We start from the raw sequence: 16,884 nt of genomic DNA, 5'->3' as shown, positions 1-16,884 counted from the left end.
CGGCCCCCCGGCCCCGGGCGGGCCGGCCGGTTCCAGGGCTCCGGGCGGGCCGGGGACGGCGGGCGGGCCGGCGCCGGGAGAGCCCGGCTCCAGGGCGGCCGCCTCGGACAGCGGTTCGTAGTCGTTCACCGGATACCTGCTCCTCGGCCGGCGGTCATGGCGTGCGTCCTCATGCGGGCAGCCAGCGCCGGACGCAGGCGATGAGGTCCTGGGTGTCCACCGGCTTGGTGACGTAGTCGCTGGCGCCGGACGCGAGGCTCTTCTCCCGGTCGCCCTGCATGGCCTTGGCGGTCACGGCGATGACCGGCAGGTCGGCGTACCGGGGCATCCGGCGGATCTCGGCCGTCGCGGTGTAGCCGTCCATCTCGGGCATCATCACGTCCATCAGGACGAGTTCGACGTCCGGGTTGTTCACCAGCGTGTCGATGCCCTTGCGGCCGTTCTCCGCGTGCAGCACGCGGAAACCGTGCAGTTCGAGGATGCCGCTGAGCGCGAACAGGTTCCGGGCGTCGTCGTCGACGACGAGGACCGTACGGCCGCGGGTCCGCTCGTCGACCGGCTGGACCGTCGTGAGCTGCGGCTCCTCACCGCGGACCAGGGTGAGCACCTCGCCGGGCTCCTCGGCCGACAGGTGCAGGGCGATCCGCTCGCGCAGCTCGTCCAGGCTGAACAGGTACTCCAGCGAGCCGCCCGCCGTGTCCTCGGCGAGGTGCTCGGTGCGGTGCGAGCTGTGCACCAGGACCGGGACGCTCGCCAGGGCGGAGTCGCCGCGCAGCGCCCGCAGGAAGCGTGCCGACTCCCCGTCCGGCGCGCCGAGTTCGACGACGACGCAGTGGCAGGGTTCGGCGGCGAGGGCACCGGCCGCCTCGTGCGCGCCGACCGCGGCGATGATGTCGACGGTGGCACCCTCGGCACGGCCGTGCCCGAGGTCCCCGACGACGCTCTCGGCGACGAGCGTGAGCAGGCCGCGCGGCCGCTCCTCCACCACCAGCAGGCGGCGCGGGCGTTCCCGCCTGGCGGACGCCTGGGGCGCTCCCTCCAGGGCGGCGGTGCCGGGCGCCGTGCCGGCCGGCGACAGCTCGGGCGGCTTCGGCGCGCTGCTCAGCAGTTCCTCGAAGTCCACCCGGGCGACGGGCAGGAAGAGGGTGAAGGTGCTGCCCTTGCCGGGTGTGCTGGTCACGGTGACGGCGCCGCCGAGGAGATGGGCGATCTCCCGGGTGATGGACAGGCCGAGGCCGGTGCCGCCGTATTTGCGGCTGGTGGTGCCGTCCGCCTGCTGGAAGGCGCCGAAGATGGTCTCCCGCTGCTGTTCGGGGATGCCGATGCCGGTGTCCTTCACCCGGAAGGCCACGATGGCTCCGCCCCGCACCACACCCGCGGGCACCTCGTCGTCGGGGGCGGGCTCGATGCGCAGCTCGACGCTGCCCTGCTCGGTGAACTTCACCGCGTTGGAGAGCAGGTTGCGCAGGATCTGCCGCAGCCGGGAGTCGTCGGTGAGCAGGTCGGCGGGGGCACCGGGCGCGGTGGAGACGGTGAAGTCCAGGCTCTTCTGCGAGGTCATCGGGCGGAAGGTGGCCTCGACGTACTCGATGAGCTGCCGCAGCGGCACCCGCTCGGGGCTGACGTCCATCTTTCCGGCCTCGACCTTGGACAGGTCGAGGATGTCGTTGATGAGCTGGAGCAGATCGGAACCCGCGGAGTGGATGATGCCCGCGTACTCGACCTGCTTCGGGGTGAGGTTGCGGGAGGGGTTCTGGGCCAGGAGCTGGGCGAGGATGAGCAGGCTGTTGAGCGGGGTGCGCAGCTCATGGCTCATGTTCGCGAGGAACTCGGACTTGTAGCGGGAGGCGAGCGACAACTGCTGGGCGCGGGCCTCCAGTTCCTGCCGGGCCTGCTCGATCTGCAGGTTCTTCGCCTCGATGTCCCGGTTCTGGTCGGCCAGCAGGGAGGCCTTGTCCTCCAGTTCGGCGTTGGACTGCTGGAGTTCCTCCTGGCGTGCCTGCAACTCGGCGGAACGGGACCGCAGTTCGCTGGTGAGGCGCTGGGACTCCTCCAGCAGTTCGTCGGTGCGGGCGTTGGCGACGATCGTGTTGACGTTGACGCCGATGGTGTCGACCAGTTGCTGCAGGAAGTCCCGCTGGACGGGGGTGAACGCGGTGACCGAGGCGAGCTCGATGACGCCGAGGACCTGCTCCTCGAAGAGGATGGGGAGCAGCAGCAGGGCGGTGGGCTCGATCTCTCCGAGCCCGGAGGAGATGGTGACGTAGCCGGCCGGCAGTTCGTCCACGGCGATCGTGCGGCGGCTGCGCGCGGCCTGGCCGACCAGGGACCGGCCGAACGGGATGCGGACGGGCCGGGTGTCGTCCTCCGGCCTGCCGTAGGAACCGACGAGCCGCAGTTCGGGTCCGGTCTCGCCGTCCTCGGCGAGGTAGAAGGCCCCGTACTGGGCGGATACCTGGGGCACCAGCTCGTCCATGATCAGCTCCGCGACGACGGGCAGGTCGCGGTGACCCTGCATGAGGGCGGAGATACGGGCGAGGTTGGTCTTGAGCCAGTCCTGTTCCTGGTTGGCCAGGGTGGTCTCGCGCAGGGACTCCACCATGGAGTTGATGTTGTCCTTGAGGTCGGCGACCTCGCCGGAGGCGTCGACGGTGATCGACCGGGTCAGGTCGCCCTCGGCGACGGCGCTGGCCACGTCGGCGATGGCGCGCACCTGCCGGGTGAGGTTGCCGGCGAGTTCGTTGACGTTCTCCGTCAGGCGCTTCCAGGTGCCGGAGACGCCCTCCACCTCGGCCTGTCCGCCGAGCCTGCCCTCGGTGCCCACCTCGCGGGCCACCCGGGTCACCTCGTCGGCGAAGGCCGAGAGCTGGTCCACCATCGTGTTGATGGTCGTCTTCAGTTCGAGGATCTCGCCGCGCGCGTCGACGTCGATCTTCTTGGACAGGTCGCCCCGGGCCACGGCGGTGGTCACCAGCGCGATGTTGCGCACCTGGCCGGTGAGGTTGTTGGCCATGGAGTTGACGTTGTCGGTGAGGTCCTTCCAGGTGCCGGCCACGTTGGGCACATGGGCCTGTCCGCCGAGCCGGCCCTCGGTGCCCACCTCGCGGGCGACCCGGGTCACCTCGTCCGCGAACGCGGAGAGCGTGTCGACCATGGTGTTGATGACGTCGGCGAGCGCGGCGACCTCGCCCTTGGCCTCGACGGTGATCTTCTGCGACAGGTCGCCCTTGGCGACGGCCGTGGCGACCTGGGCGATGGAACGGACCTGACCGGTGAGGTTGGACGCCATCACGTTGACGTTGTCGGTGAGGTCCTTCCAGGTGCCCGAGACCCCGCGCACCGTGGCCTGTCCGCCGAGGTTGCCGGCGGTGCCGACCTCGCGGGCCACCCGGGTCACCTCGTCGGCGAAGGCCGAGAGCTGGTCCACCATCGTGTTGATGGTGTTCTTCAGCTCCAGGATCTCGCCGCGCGCGTCCACCGTGATCTTCTGCGACAGGTCGCCCTGCGCCACCGCGGTGGCCACCTGGGCGACGTTGCGCACCTGGGCGGTGAGGTTCCCGCCCATGAAGTTGACGGAGTCAGTGAGGTCCCGCCAGGTGCCCTTGACGCCCTTGACGTCCGCCTGACCGCCGAGCCGGCCCTCGGTGCCCACCTCGCGGGCCACCCGGGTCACCTCGTCGGCGAAGGCCGAGAGCTGGTCCACCATCGTGTTGATGGTGCTCTTCAGCTCCAGGATCTCGCCCCGGGCGTCCACCGTGATCTTCTGCGACAGGTCGCCCTGCGCCACCGCCGTCGTCACCTGGGCGACGTTGCGCACCTGAGCGGTGAGATTTCCGGCCATGAAATTGACCGAATCCGTGAGGTCCCGCCAGACACCGGCGACCCCGGGCACCTGCGCCTGCCCCCCGAGGCGCCCCTCGGTCCCCACCTCGCGCGCCACCCGGGTCACCTCGTCGGCGAACGCGGAGAGCTGGTCGACCATCGTGTTGACGGTCTCCTTCAGCTGGAGGATCTCTCCGCGCGCGTCGACGTCGATCTTCTGCGACAGGTCGCCCTTGGCGACGGCCGTGGCGACCTGGGCGATGTCACGCACCTGGGTCGTGAGGTTGCCCGCCATCGCGTTGACGGAGTCGGTGAGGTCGGCCCAGGTGCCGGAGACGCCCGGCACCTCCGCCTGGCCGCCGAGCGTGCCCTCGGTGCCCACCTCGCGGGCCACCCGGGTCACTTCGGAGGTGAACACGGACAACTGGTCGACCATGCCGTTGAAGACGGTGGCGATGTCGCCCATCAGTCCGCTGGCGTCGTCCGGCAGACGTGTGCCGAAGTCGCCGTCGCGGACCGCCGTCAGCCCCGCGAGAAGCCGTCTCAGTTCCTGTTCACCCGGGACCGCGTCGATCGTCCCGGTCGCCTTGCCGGCCATGTGCACCCTCGTTCCGCTCCCCAGGAGCCCTCGGGCAGAGGGCTCGGAACCACCACCGGGCACGCGGCCTGACCCGGCCCTTGGTGTGTGCATTTCCGCAGTTCACGGATCTGCCTGATGAGAAAAATACGTCGCAGGCTAACCCATTTTCACGACCCCCGACAAAGCAGGCGCCCGGCCGGCAGGACTTCGCGCGGTGATCCGCCTTCGGCGGGTGTACGACCCGCCGTCCCGGGTACTCCATCGCGTTCGGCGTCTCCCGGATCGGCACCTCCCGGTGCCGCTTCCCGCGCAGCGGTACGGCTGCCGCGGGAGCCGTTTCGGGCGCGCGGAGCGAGGGCACCCGTGCCACGCTCGGAACACGGCAACAGAACCCGGACCCCAGACGTTTCCGCACCTGCGCCGTCAGCGGGGGCGAGGGCTGGACGAGGAGGGTGCGGCATGACCCCGGACGACGACGGCACGGCGGGCGCCGCGCCGGCACGCGGGCATCTGCTCCACGGCCCCCAGCCGGACGTGGCGGGTGCCGCCGGCTACCCCGACGCCCCGCCCAGGATGGGCTTCTTCACCGACACCTCCGTGTGCATCGGCTGCAAGGCGTGCGAGGTGGCCTGCAAGGAATGGAACGCCGTTCCGGAGGACGGGCTCGAGCTGACCGGCATGTCGTACGACAACACGCAGGGCCTCGGCGCCGACTCCTGGCGGCACGTGGCCTTCATCGAGCAGCGCAAGCCGTTCGGCGGGCAGGAGCCCGGGGTCGTCCACGAGGACGTCGACGTGTTCGCCGCGGCGGCGGGCCTGGGTACCGACGCGGGCTCGCCGGGACCGGGGGCCACCGCTCCCCCGCCCGGCGCGGCCCCCGTGGGTGCCCCGGCCGGGGAGATCTCCCCGGTGGCGCCCGACGGCCGCACCGAGCTGCGCTGGCTGATGGCCTCCGACGTGTGCAAGCACTGCACCCACGCGGCCTGCCTCGACGTGTGTCCTACGGGCGCGCTCTTCCGCACCGAGTTCGGCACGGTCGTCGTCCAGGAGGACATCTGCAACGGCTGCGGGTACTGCGTGCCCGCCTGCCCGTACGGCGTCATCGACCAGCGCGAGGACGACGGCCGGGTGTGGAAGTGCACCCTGTGCTACGACCGGCTGGGCGTCGGGATGGAACCGGCCTGCGCCAAGGCCTGCCCGACCGACTCGATCCAGTTCGGCCCGCTGGACGAACTGCGCGAGCGGGCCGCGTCCCGGGTGGACCGGCTGCGGGAGGCCGGCGTGACCGACGCCCGGCTGTACGGCGAGAGCCCGGACGACGGGGTCGGTGGGGACGGCGCGTTCTTCCTGCTGCTGGACGAGCCGGAGGTGTACGGCCTGCCCCCGGACCCGGTGGTCACCACCCGGGACCTGCCCGACATGTGGCGGCACGCCGCGCTGGCCGCCGTCTCGCTCGCCGCGCTCGCCGTCACCGGTTTCGTGAGGAGGCCGCGATGAGCGGTTCGGACGTGACCCGGGACGGTGTGACGGGCGGCCGGCCGGGGCGGGAGGCCCCGACGGGCGCGCGGGCCGGGCGCCGCCGGCGCCGGCGCCGGCGCCGGCGCGGCCGGGGCGAGCAGCCGATGGTCCCGGAGGCGGAGTTCTCGTCGTACTACGGCAAGCCGGTGCTGAACAAGCCGACGTGGAAGGCGCTCGACATCGCGGGCTACCTGTACCTCGGCGGTCTGGCCGGGGCGTCGTCGCTGCTCGCGGCCGGGAGCTCCCTCAGCGGACGGCCGGCGCTGGCCCGGCCGGCGAAGCTGGGGGCGGCCGGGGCGATCTCGCTGTCGCTGGTGGCGCTCGTACACGACCTGGGCCGCCCGGCCCGCTTCCTCAACATGCTCCGCGTGTTCAAGCCCACCTCGCCGATGAGCGTGGGTTCGTGGCTGCTGGTGGGGTACGCCCCGCTGACGATGGCCGCGGCGGCCGCCGATGTCGCGGGCCGCTACCGCCTCGCCGGCTCGGCCGCCACGGCGGGCGCCGCCGTCCTCGGCCCGGCGGTGGCGACCTACACCGCGGTGCTGCTCTCGGACACGGCGGTGCCGTCCTGGCACGAGGGCTACCGGCAGCTGCCGTACGTCTTCGCGGGATCGGCGGCCACCGCGGCGTCCGGTCTGGCGCTGGCCACCGCCCCGGCCGGCGAGGCGGGCCCGGCCCGCCGGATGGCGGTCTTGGGCGCCGCGCTGGAGCTGGGCGCCTTCCGGCTGATGAAGGGGCGTCTGGGACTTGCCGCCGAGCCCTACGAGCAGGGCCGGCCGCACCGGTTGCTGCGCGCCGCCGAGGCGCTGACGGCGGGCGGGGCCGCCCTGGCGCTGCTGTCCGGACGCGTGCGCGACCGGCGGCTGGCCCTGGCGGCCGGTGCCGCGCTGCTCTCCGGCTCGGCGGCACTGCGCTTCGGCGTGTTCCAGGCCGGGGTGGACTCCGCCGAGGACCCGAAGTACACGGTCGTGCCGCAGCGCGAGCGGCTGGCGGCGCGCGGCCGGTGAGCCGGTCCCCCGGGCGTGCGCGGCCCGGCGGTGACGCCGGTTTGGCCGTTCGGGGCCGGGGGTACCCCGCCGCACACCGGGGCCGGGGTGCCGCGGTCGCGCGGTTGCGTGAGAATCGAGGAACGCCGACGGGAGGAGCGAGTCGTGGGCGTACGCACCTGGATCGACTCCTGGCCGGTCTACCGCCAGCTCACGGGTACGGACCCGCTGGGCCGGGGGGCCGCCGCCAAGAGCGGCCGCAGCGCGCGGCTGGAGCCCCGGGTGGCCTCGGCGGACCGGGTGGTGAAGTCCGTCTGCCCGTACTGCGCGGTGGGCTGCGGGCAGAACGTGTACGTCCAGGACGGGAAGGTCACCCAGATCGAGGGCGACCCGGACTCCCCCATCTCGCGCGGGCGGCTCTGCCCCAAGGGCTCCGCCAGTCTGCAGCTGACCACCGGGAGCGCGCGCGAGCACCACGTGCTGTACCGGCGGCCGCACGGCACCGAGTGGGAGCGGCTGGACCTGGACACCGCGATGGACATGATCGCCGACCGGGTCGTCGAGGCGCGGCGGGCCGGCTGGCAGTGGGAGGCCGACGGGCAGCGCACCCGGCGCACCCTCGGCATCGCGAGCCTCGGCGGAGCGACTCTCGACAACGAAGAGAACTACCTGATCAAGAAGCTGTTCACCGCGCTGGGAGCGATCCAGATCGAGAACCAGGCGCGTGTTTGACACTCCTCCACCGTTCCCAGTCTGGGAACCTCGTTCGGACGCGGCGGCGCGACCACCTTCCAGCAGGACCTGCAGAACTCTGACTGCATCGTCATCCAGGGCTCGAACATGGCCGAGTGCCATCCGGTCGGGTTCCAGTGGGTGATGGAGGCGAAGGCGCGCGGCGCGAAGGTGATCCACGTCGATCCGCGGTTCACCCGGACCAGCGCGCTGGCCGATGTGCACGTGCCGCTGCGCGCGGGCTCGGACATCGCGTTCCTCGGCGGGATCATCAACCACGTCCTGCGCGAGGAGAAGTACTTCCGGGACTACGTGCTGGCGTACAGCAACGCCTCGGTGCTCCTGCGGGAGGACTTCCGGGACACCGAGGATCTGGACGGCGTCTTCTCGGGTCTGGACACCGACAGCCGCTCCTACGACAACACCAGCTGGCAGTACGAGGGCGCCGAGGTGCAGGCGGCCTCGGGCCAGCGCGACCAGGAGTACGACAAGCGCACCGGCGGCAAGGGCTCAGGCCAGAACTCCGTCACCGAGGCGGCGAGCGGTGAGGCCCACGGCGCCGGCGGGGCGGTGATCCCCGAGGGCGAGCCCGAGCGGGACGAGACGCTCACCCATCCGCGCTGTGTCCTGCAGGTGCTCAAGCGGCACTACGCCCGCTACACGCCGGAGCTGGTCGAGGAGGTCTGCGGGGTGCCGCGGGACCTGTTCCGGCAGGTGTGCGAGCTGGTCACGGAGAACTCCGGACGGGACCGCACCACGGCGTTCGCCTACGCGGTCGGCTGGACCCAGCACACGGTCGGCGTGCAGTACATCCGGGCGGCCGCCGTGCTGCAGACGCTGCTCGGCAACATCGGACGCCCGGGCGGCGGCATCCTCGCGCTGCGCGGACACGCCTCCATCCAGGGCTCCACGGACATCCCGACCCTGTACAACCTGCTGCCCGGCTACATCCCGATGCCGCACGCCCACGAGAACCAGGACCTGGACACGTTCGCGGAGGCCGAGGCGGCGCACAAGGGCTACTGGGCCAACATGCGGTCCTACCTGGTGAGCCTGCTCAAGTCCTACTGGGGCGACGCGGCGACGCGGGAGAACGACTTCTGCTTCGACTACCTGCCGCGGCTGACCGGCGACCACTCCGCCTACCAGACGGCCATGGCGCAGATCGACGGTGTGTGCAAGGGCTACTTCCTGGTCGGGGAGAACCCGGCGGTCGGCAACGCCAACGCCAAGGTGATGCGCATGGGCATGGCCAACCTGGACTGGCTGGTGGTGCGGGACTTCTCCCTCATCGAGTCGGCCACCTGGTGGAAGGACGGCCCGGAGATCGAGACCGGGGAACTGCGCACCGAGGACATCGGCACCGAGGTGTTCTTCCTGCCGGCCGCCGCGCACACCGAGAAGGCGGGCAGCTTCACCAACACCCAGCGGCTGCTGCAGTGGCACCACCTGGCCGTGGAGCCGCCCGGCGAGGCGCGCAGCGACCTGTGGTTCACGTACCACCTGGGGCGGCTCGTCCGGCAGAAGCTGGCCGGGTCCACCGACGAGATGGACCGGCCCGTGCTCGACCTGGCCTGGGACTACCCGACGAAGGGCCCCGTCGCCGAGCCGGACGCGGAGACCGTGCTGGCCGAGATCAACGGCTTCGACGCCGACGGAGATCCGCTCTCCTCCTACGAGCAGCTGAAGGACGACGGCTCCACCTCCTGCGGCTGCTGGATCTACTGCGGGGTGTACGCCGACGGCGTCAACCAGGCCGCGCGCCGCAAGCCGGGCCGGGAGCAGGACTGGGTGGCGGCCGAGTGGGCGTGGGCCTGGCCGGCCAACCGGCGCATCCTGTACAACCGCGCCTCGGCGGACCCGGAGGGCAGGCCGTGGAGCGAGCGGAAGGCGCTGGTGTGGTGGGACCCGGACAAGGGTGAGGGAGGCGAGTGGTCCGGCCACGACGTCCCCGACTTCAAGAAGGACAAGGCACCCGATCACGTGCCGCCCGAGGGCGCGACCGGACCCGAGGCGCTGTCCGGCCAGGACGCGTTCATCATGCAGGCCGACGGCAAGGCGTGGCTGTACGTGCCGTCGGGGCTCACCGACGGCCCCCTGCCCGCGCACTACGAGCCGCAGGACTCCCCGTTCCCGAACCTGCTGTACGGACAGCAGCGCAATCCGGTGCGGCAGTTGATGCCGACGCTGCCGGACAACCGCTACCAGCCGAGCGGCACCGAGCCGGGCTCGCAGGTGTTCCCGTACGTGGCCACCACCTACCGGCTCACCGAGCACCACACCGCGGGCGGCATGTCACGCTGGCAGCCGTATCTCGCGGAACTCCAGCCGGAGTTCTTCTGCGAGGTGTCCCCGGAGCTGGCCGCCGAGCGGGGTCTCGGGCACACCGGCTGGGCGACGATCGTCAGCGCGCGCGGGGTGATCGAGGCCCGGGTGCTGGTGACCGACCGGATGGCGCCGCTGCGGGTGCAGGGCCGGACCCTGCACCAGGTGGGCCTGCCCTACCACTGGGGCCCGAACGGCTACAGCACCGGGGACGCGGCCAACGAGCTGCTGCACCTGTCCCTGGACCCGAACACGCACATCCAGGAGGCGAAGGCGTTCGCCGTGGACATCCGTCCGGGGCGCCGTCCGCGGGGTCCGGCGTCGCTGGAGCTGGTGCGGTCCTACCGGGCCCGGGCGGGGATCGACGAGCACACCGGAACGGAGCCGTAGCGGCGGCTCACCCGGGGCCGCGGAAGCGGCTCGGCCGGGGCCGCGGAAGGCGGCTCACCGGAGCACGATCGAGTGGTCCCCGCGGGGCACCAGCTCCCCCACGACCGGGGCTCCGGGCACCTCGCCGGCGACGAGCAGCCCGCCCGAGGTCTGCGCGTCCGCCAGCAGCAGCCGGGTGTCCGCGTCCGTGGCACCGAAGTCGGTGTACGGCGCGACCCAGTCCAGGTTGCGCCGGGTGCCGCCGCTGACGTAGCCGTCCCGGACGGCCTCCCGGGCGCCGTCCAGGTACGGCACCGCGGCGGTGTCGAGCACGGCGGTGACGTCCGAGGCCCGGGCGAGCTTGTGCAGATGGCCGAGGAGCCCGAAGCCGGTGACGTCGGTGGCGCAGGTGGCGCCGGCGGCCAGGGCGGCGGCGGAGGCGTCCCGGTTGAGGGCCGTCATCGTGGCGATCGCCTGCTCGAACCGCTCCCCCGTGGCCTTGTGCCGGTTGTTCAGCACGCCAAGGCCGAGCGGCTTGGTGAGCGACAGCGGCAGGCCGGGGCGGCCCGCGTCGTTGCGGAGCAGCCGCGCGGGGTCGGCGAGTCCGGTGACGGCCATGCCGTACTTGGGTTCCGGGTCGTCCACGCTGTGCCCGCCGCCGATGTGGCAGCCCGCCTCGGTGGCGATGTCCAGGCCGCCGCGCAGCACCTCGCGGGCCAGCTCGAAGGGGAGCCGGTCGCGGGGCCAGGCGAGCAGGTTGACGGCGAGGACGGGCCGGCCGCCCATGGCGTAGACGTCGGACAGCGCGTTGGCGGCGGCGATGCGCCCCCAGTCGTAGGGGTCGTCGACGACCGGGGTGAAGAAGTCGGCGGTGCACACCATGGCGGTGTCCTGCCCGGGAAGCGTGACGACGGCCGCGTCGTCCCCGGTGGCGAGGCCGACCAGCAGCGGGCTGTCGCCGCCGGTCAGCGGTGCGCCGAGGCCGCTGACCACCTCCTCCAGCTCGCCGGGCGGGATCTTGCAGGCGCAGCCGCCGCCGTGGGCGAACTGCGTGAGGCGTACGGACGCTTGGCGGGTCGGTGTCATGCGTGTCTCCCGGGGCACTAGCCTGGCCGAGCGGTGGAGGCGTGTGGGTGCCTGGTGGCCCTCCCGGTCTTCAAAACCGAGGTGCCCGAGGATCTCGGGCAGGCGGGTTCGATTCCCGTCCGCCTCCGCTCCCCGGCCCGGGCCGGCAGCGCCGTCGCTGGTCGTCGACGCGTTCCGTGTACCCCTGGGCGTCCAGGTACTCCAGCAGCGGCACGGCCACCCGGCGCGTGGTGTCCAGGGCCCGCCGGGCCTCGCTCAGCGTGAACGGCTGCGGCAGCCGGTGCAGTACGGCCGCGGCCTCGGTGTCCGCGCCGGGCAGTAGCACGATGCCCTCGGCGATCCGCAGCAGGGCGCCCGCGGCCGCGGCGGCGGCCAACGGCTTTCCGGTCAGGCCGAGTCGGGCCAGCCGGTCGGCCTCGGGCGCGCGGAAGGGCGCCCGGTTCAGATCCCCGCGCACGGCGTCCACGGCCGCCCGTACGGGCGGCGGCAGGGCGGGCCGGGCGGCGTCGACGTCGTACAACCGGCCCTGCCGGTCCTGGAGCCGGGGTGCGGCCCGGACGAGGGCGTCCACCAGGGCGCGGTCGGGCAGGCCCAGCAGCCGGCGGGCAGCCTCGGCGGGGAGGCCGGGTTCCAGCGGGTGCGCCTCGGCGTACCGGCCGACCTCGGCGGCCAGCCGCTCCCCGAGGTCCGTCCAGTACGCCTCGTCGGCCAGCCAGTCCCCGGCCACGGGTCCGGCCGGCGGCGGGGCGCCCATGGCGAGCAGGTCGGGGCGCCGGATCAGACCCCGGCGGCGCAGTTCCGCGGCGCCGTCCGGCTGCCCGGTCATGCCGGCGAGTTCGGCGGCGCGGGTACGGCCGGCGCCGCGCCGGGTCAGCCGTGGCGGGCGTATGTCGAGGACGGTGACGCCGCAGGGGGTGCGGCTGCCGCCGGGTTCGCGGAGCACCGCCCGGTCGCCGATCCGCAGGGGCAGTTCACGGTGCAGGGTGAGCCGGGCGGTGTCCTCGCCCAGGGGGCGGACGGTCACCGGGACGGCGGCCGTGCCGATGTGCAGGGTGACCGTCCGGGGCAGGTCGCGGACGGGCTCGCCGGTGACCCGGACGTCGGCGGTGCCGGTCGTCAGCCAGCGGTCCGGGGTCAGCAGCGTCCGGCCGCGCCGCAGTGCGCCGGCCGCCGGGCCGTGCACGTTGACGGCGACCCGGGCCACCGCCCCGGCCTCCGTCCGCTCCTGGTGCAGGGTCTGCAGGCCGCGCACCCGCAGAACGTGACCGTCCCCGGTGACGAGCCGGTCGCCGACGCGCAGGGTGCCCGCGCCGAGCGTGCCGGTGACCACGGTGCCGTGGCCGCGCACGGTGAACGCCCGGTCCAGCCACAGGCGTACGTCGGCCCCGGTGTCGGGCACGGGCAACCTTGCGGTCAGCCGGCCGAGTTCGGCGCGCAGATCGTCCAGTCCGGCGCCGGTGACCGCGCTGACCGCCACGGACGGCACCTTGCCGAGGGAGGTGGCGGCGAGCCGTTCGACGGCGTCCGCGCGCACCGGTTCGGGGTCGGCGAGGTCGCAGCGGGTCACCGCGAGGACCGCGTGCCGGACGCCGAGCGCGTCGAGGATCGCCAGGTGCTCCTGCGACTGGGGCTGCCAGCCCTGGTCGGCGGCGACGACGAACAGCACGGCGGGCACCGGGCCGGCACCGGCGAGCATGGTCGCGACGAAGCGCTCGTGCCCGGGTACGTCGACGAAGGCGAGGTGCTCCCCGTCCGGTTCGAGCCGCGTCCACACGAAGCCGAGGTCGAGGGTCAGGCCCCGGCGGCGCTCCTCCTCGTAGCGGTCCGGTTCCATGCCGGTGAGCGCCCGCAGCAGGGTGGACTTGCCGTGGTCGACGTGGCCGGCGGTGGCGAGGACGTGCATGCCGCCTACCTCTGCGCGGCCGGACGGGCCGCCCGTACGGCCCCGGCCAGCCGGTCGTCGTCCTCCGGCGGCACGGCCCGCAGGTCGAGCAGGCAGCGCCCGGCCTCCAGCCGGCCGACCACCGGGACGCGGCCGGTGCGCAGTGCCACGGCGTACGGCTCGGGCAGCGACAGCGCGGCGCTGGGCAGGGTGACGCCGGGCGCCCCTCCCCCGCCGACGGTGGCGGCGCCGGCGACGGCCCGGGCGTCGATCCCGTCGGCGCCCAGGGCCGCGGCGAGCCGGTCGGCGCGGTCCCGCAGGCCGGCCGGGTCGACGGTGAGGGCGGTGGCGGTCGGGGTGGGCGGTCCGGTGAGCGTGGCCTCCAGGGCGGCCAGGGTGAGCTTGTCGACCCGCAGGGCACGGGCCAGCGGGTGCCTGGCCAGGGTGCGCACGAGGTCGGCCCGGCCCAGCAGCAGCCCGCACTGGGGGCCGCCGAGCAGCTTGTCGCCGCTGGCGGTGACGAGGGCGGCTCCGGCGCGCAGGGCCGTGGCGGCGTCCGGTTCCTCGGGCAGGTCCGGGTGCGGGGCGAGCAGTCCGGAGCCGATGTCGACGACGACGGGCGCCTTGAGCGCGGCCAGTTCACCGATCTCCGCGCCACGGGTGAACCCGGTGATGCGGAAGTTGGAGGGGTGCACCTTGAGGATGAAGCCGGTCCCGGGTCCGACGGCGGCGGCGTAGTCGGCGGCGGTGGTGCGGTTGGTGGTGCCGACCTCGCGGAGCCGGGCACCGGTGGAGACGAGCAGGTCGGGCAGGCGGAAGCCGTCGCCGATCTCCACCATCTCGCCCCGGCTGATGACGATCTCCCGGCCGGCCGCGAGGGCGGTGGCGGCCAGCACGAGCGCGGCGGCCCCGTTGTTGACGACATGCACGCCGCCGGCGGCGGGGACGCGGGCGGCGAGCGCGGCCAGGGCGGAGCGGCCGCGCCGGGCCCGTACCCCCGTCGCCAGGTCGAGTTCGACGTCCGTGGGCCCGGCGGCCGCCGCCACCGCCTGCCGGGCCGCCGCCGACAGCGGTGCCCGGCCGAGGTTGGTGTGCAGCAGGACTCCGGTCGCGTTGATCACCGGCCGGAGCCCGCCGGCCGTGCCGGGGAGCAGGGCGACGGCGGTGTCACGGACCTGTTCCGGGGTGATGCCGCCCGCACGCGCCCGGTCCTGCGCCCGCCGGACCGCCCCCTTGACCACGTCCTCCCCGAGCCGCCGCGCGGCCTCGGCCAGCCGGGGGTCGCGCAGCAGCGCGTCGGTCCGGGGAATCCGGCGCCGCGCGTCACCGCCGTCGTCGCCGCCGTCGCTGGGACGTGTGGCCGCCGGCTCCGACGGCCCGGGGGCGCCTGCCGTGTCCGGAGGGCTGCCCGGAGTACCGGAGCCTGGTCCGGGGCCCGCCGTGCCGCCGGGGCCGTCTCCGGTGGTTCCCGGGTTCCGGTCGTCCCTGCCGGGTGCCACCCGCTGTTCCATGCCGCCCCTGTTCCTCCGGCCCTGTCGTGCCCGCGCGGGCATCGCTCATCGTCTCTCAGTGCCCTGGCCCGGCCGTTCGACACGCCGGGCGCGACCGGCCCTGTCACGGGCCGCCGCCGGGTTCCCGCGGCCGGTCGCCGGATCGCGGGGGCGGCCGGGGCGGGGGTGCCTCGCCCGCGGTGAGGTGCGCCAGCACCTCCACCAGTTCCTTGCAGGCCTGTTCGACGGAGCGCCGGGTGTTGCGCTGCTCGGTGATCACGGCGGACAGCAGCAGCGCGGTGAGCGCCATCGCCCCGTTGAAGGCCTGGAGTTTCGCCATGACCTCGATCCGGTTCAGCCCGGCGAAGGCGCCGACGGCGTCCGTCGCCGCGACCGTGGCCAGCACGGAGGTCAGCAGAGCGCAGAGCATGCTGCCCGCGAGCTGGAAGCGCAGCGCGGCCCAGATGATCAGTGGATAGACGAGGAAGAGCAGGCTGATCGAGCTGTAGGCGGCCAGCGGCACGATGGCGCAGGCGACGACGGCCAGCGCGGTGGCCTCCTTCCAGCGTCTCAGCGGCGGGGGCCAGCGAGTGCGGCGCAGCAACAGCAGGACCGGGGTGACGAGCAGGACGCCCATGGCGTCGCCCACCCACCAGGCCAGCCAGACGGTCCAGAAGGAGTGCGGCGCCAGTTTGTCGGTGAGGACGAGGACGCCGACACCGAAGGTCGCGCTGATCGTCGTGGCGGCCAGCGCGCCGAGGAACACCAGGGCGAGCCCGTCGCGCAGCCGGCTGATGTCGGGGCGGAAGCCGGACCGGCGCAGCAGCAGTACCGCGACCACCGGTGCCACCGTCTGCCCGAAGAGGATGCCGACCACGTCGGGGCCGGGGGTGCCGAGGGACCAGGTGGCGAGCAGCGCGCCGACCGTGATGGCGGGCCAGCAGGCGAGGCCGAAGAACATCAGGGCGGCCACGGCCACTCCGGTGGGCGGCCAGATCGGTGTGACGACGGCGCCCTCGACGGCCAGTTCGCGCATGAGTCCGAGGCGCGCCGCCCCGTAGTAGCAGGCGGCGACGGCCACAAGCTGGACGGCGTAGCCGCCCGGCCGGCGCAGATCCTGGTAAGGCACCACAGCAGCCATCTCACACCGGTGGCCCTCCGTGTGCGAGGCGAGAGGCGTCCGGTCCCGCTCTATGGCTGAACGCCGGGCCGCTGCCGGGACCCCCCGGCCACCGCGTCCCGCCAGTGCGGGCCGGGCCCGTCGAGGCCCACGACCAGTACGGCGGCGTCGTCCTCGTGCCCCACGCTCTCGGCACCCTTGATCACCGCGGCGGCCAGCGCGTACGCCTCCAGGCCGGCGACGGCGGCGATGCCGGCGAGCCGGACCACCTGGTCGAGGCCGTCCTCGATGTTCAGTGAGGGTCCTTCCACCACGCCGTCGGTGAGCAGTACGAACACGCCGCCGGTGGTGAGCCGGTGCGTGGTCACGGGGTACGTCGCGCCCTGCTGGATGCCGAGCGGCGGGCCTCCCTCGTCGTCCGCGACGCCGGATTTGCCGTCCGCGGTGGCCCAGACGAAGGGTATGTGCCCGGCCCGTGCGCTCTCCATGGCTCCCGTGGCGGGGTCGAGCCGCATGAAGGTGCAGGTGGCGAACAGTTCGATGCCCAGCGAGAGCAGCAGCTCGTTGGTCCGGGCGAGGACCTCGCGCGGCTCGGTGCTGACGGAGGCGAGCGCCCGCAGCGCGGTCCGCACCTGGCCCATGAAGGCGGCGGCCTCGATGTTGTGGCCCTGCACGTCCCCGATGGACATCCCGATGCGGCCGTCGGGCAGGGTGAAGGCGTCGTACCAGTCGCCGCCCACGTTGAGGCCGTGGCAGGCGGGTGTGTAGCGCACCGCCAGGTGCAGGCCGGGCGCGGTGGGGAGGTCCGGCGGGAGCATGCCGCGCTGCAGGGCGATGGCCAGTTCGACCTGGGCGCGCTGCAGCTCGGCGCGCTCGCGTGCCTGGGCGGTGAGCATCCCGAGCCGGACCAGCAGCTCGTCGCCATCGTCCGTGGTGCGCTTGCGGGGCATCGATCACATCCGGCTGGGCGGAAG

The 16,884-nt window shown here is 73.6% G+C and carries 8 protein-coding genes, 1 tRNA gene and 1 pseudogene; 4 read left to right on the top strand and 6 right to left on the bottom strand.

Annotation, left to right across the window (positions count from 1 at the left end):
• Positions 1–169: 169 nt before the first annotated feature.
• Positions 170–4,420 (bottom strand): HAMP domain-containing protein, encoded by a 4,251-nt coding sequence (locus tag ABZ478_RS33255; RefSeq protein WP_359555376.1) that lies wholly within the window; start codon positions 4,418–4,420, stop codon positions 170–172.
• A 441-nt stretch (positions 4,421–4,861) separates the two neighbouring features.
• Here ABZ478_RS33255 and ABZ478_RS33250 point away from each other — a divergent pair, with 441 nt between their 5' ends.
• The 3 genes from ABZ478_RS33250 to fdh all read left to right on the top strand — a co-directional run bounded on the left by ABZ478_RS33250 (position 4,862) and on the right by fdh (position 10,353).
• The gene (locus tag ABZ478_RS33250) at positions 4,862–5,899 is read left to right on the top strand and encodes a 4Fe-4S dicluster domain-containing protein (RefSeq protein ID WP_359555373.1); all 1,038 of its coding nucleotides are present in this window, start codon (positions 4,862–4,864) and stop codon (positions 5,897–5,899) included.
• Positions 5,896–6,927 (top strand): NrfD/PsrC family molybdoenzyme membrane anchor subunit, encoded by a 1,032-nt coding sequence (nrfD, locus tag ABZ478_RS33245; protein ID WP_359555370.1) that lies wholly within the window; start codon positions 5,896–5,898, stop codon positions 6,925–6,927. The genes ABZ478_RS33250 and nrfD overlap by 4 nt, the downstream gene beginning before the upstream one ends.
• 144 nt (positions 6,928–7,071) lie before the next feature.
• Complete coding sequence (gene fdh / locus ABZ478_RS33240; RefSeq protein WP_359555369.1) at positions 7,072–10,353, top strand: formate dehydrogenase; 3,282 nt, start codon at positions 7,072–7,074, stop codon at positions 10,351–10,353.
• 54 nt (positions 10,354–10,407) lie between these two features.
• On the opposite strand, the gene selD is transcribed toward fdh, so the two are convergent.
• Entirely contained in the window at positions 10,408–11,418 is a 1,011-nt protein-coding gene (gene selD, locus ABZ478_RS33235; protein ID WP_359555366.1) for a selenide, water dikinase SelD, read from the bottom strand.
• Positions 11,419–11,453: 35 nt separating this feature from the next.
• On the opposite strand from selD, the gene ABZ478_RS33230 reads away from it, so the two are divergent.
• Positions 11,454–11,546, top strand: a tRNA-Sec gene (locus ABZ478_RS33230).
• A gap of 35 nt (positions 11,547–11,581) precedes the next feature.
• Here the strand turns inward: ABZ478_RS33230 and selB are convergent.
• The 4 genes and pseudogenes from selB to ABZ478_RS33210 form a co-directional block, all read right to left on the bottom strand.
• A pseudogene (selB, locus tag ABZ478_RS33225) lies at positions 11,582–13,321 on the bottom strand (selenocysteine-specific translation elongation factor); the annotation flags it as partial.
• A 5-nt stretch (positions 13,322–13,326) separates the two neighbouring features.
• Positions 13,327–14,811 carry an L-seryl-tRNA(Sec) selenium transferase gene (gene selA, locus ABZ478_RS33220; RefSeq protein ID WP_359555364.1) on the bottom strand — a complete coding sequence of 495 codons (1,485 nt, stop codon included), beginning with the start codon at positions 14,809–14,811 and terminating at the stop codon, positions 13,327–13,329.
• Positions 14,812–14,914: 103 nt separating this feature from the next.
• Complete coding sequence (locus ABZ478_RS33215) at positions 14,915–15,931, bottom strand: MASE1 domain-containing protein (protein WP_359555361.1); 1,017 nt, start codon at positions 15,929–15,931, stop codon at positions 14,915–14,917.
• Between the two features lie 50 nt (positions 15,932–15,981).
• Complete coding sequence (locus ABZ478_RS33210) at positions 15,982–16,860, bottom strand: PP2C family protein-serine/threonine phosphatase (RefSeq protein WP_359555358.1); 879 nt, start codon at positions 16,858–16,860, stop codon at positions 15,982–15,984.
• Positions 16,861–16,884: the final 24 nt, after the last annotated feature.

This window comes from Streptomyces sp. NPDC005706 (assembly GCF_040631045.1).
GTDB lineage: Bacteria > Actinomycetota > Actinomycetes > Streptomycetales > Streptomycetaceae > Streptomyces.
The sequence above is the reverse complement of the archived record's forward strand: the minus strand, read 5'-3'. Positions and strand labels throughout refer to the sequence as shown.

Bases quoted from the DNA above. Each gene is read 5' to 3' on its own strand.
- selD (WP_359555366.1), bottom strand. From the start codon at position 11,418: ATGACACCGACCCGCCAAGCGTCCGTACGCCTCACGCAGTTCGCCCAC.
- ABZ478_RS33210 (WP_359555358.1), bottom strand. From the start codon at position 16,860: ATGCCCCGCAAGCGCACCACGGACGATGGCGACGAGCTGCTGGTCCGG.
- selA (WP_359555364.1), bottom strand. From the start codon at position 14,811: ATGGAACAGCGGGTGGCACCCGGCAGGGACGACCGGAACCCGGGAACC.
- ABZ478_RS33215 (WP_359555361.1), bottom strand. From the start codon at position 15,931: ATGGCTGCTGTGGTGCCTTACCAGGATCTGCGCCGGCCGGGCGGCTAC.
- ABZ478_RS33250 (WP_359555373.1), top strand. From the start codon at position 4,862: ATGACCCCGGACGACGACGGCACGGCGGGCGCCGCGCCGGCACGCGGG.
- ABZ478_RS33255 (WP_359555376.1), bottom strand. From the start codon at position 4,420: ATGGCCGGCAAGGCGACCGGGACGATCGACGCGGTCCCGGGTGAACAG.
- nrfD (WP_359555370.1), top strand. From the start codon at position 5,896: ATGAGCGGTTCGGACGTGACCCGGGACGGTGTGACGGGCGGCCGGCCG.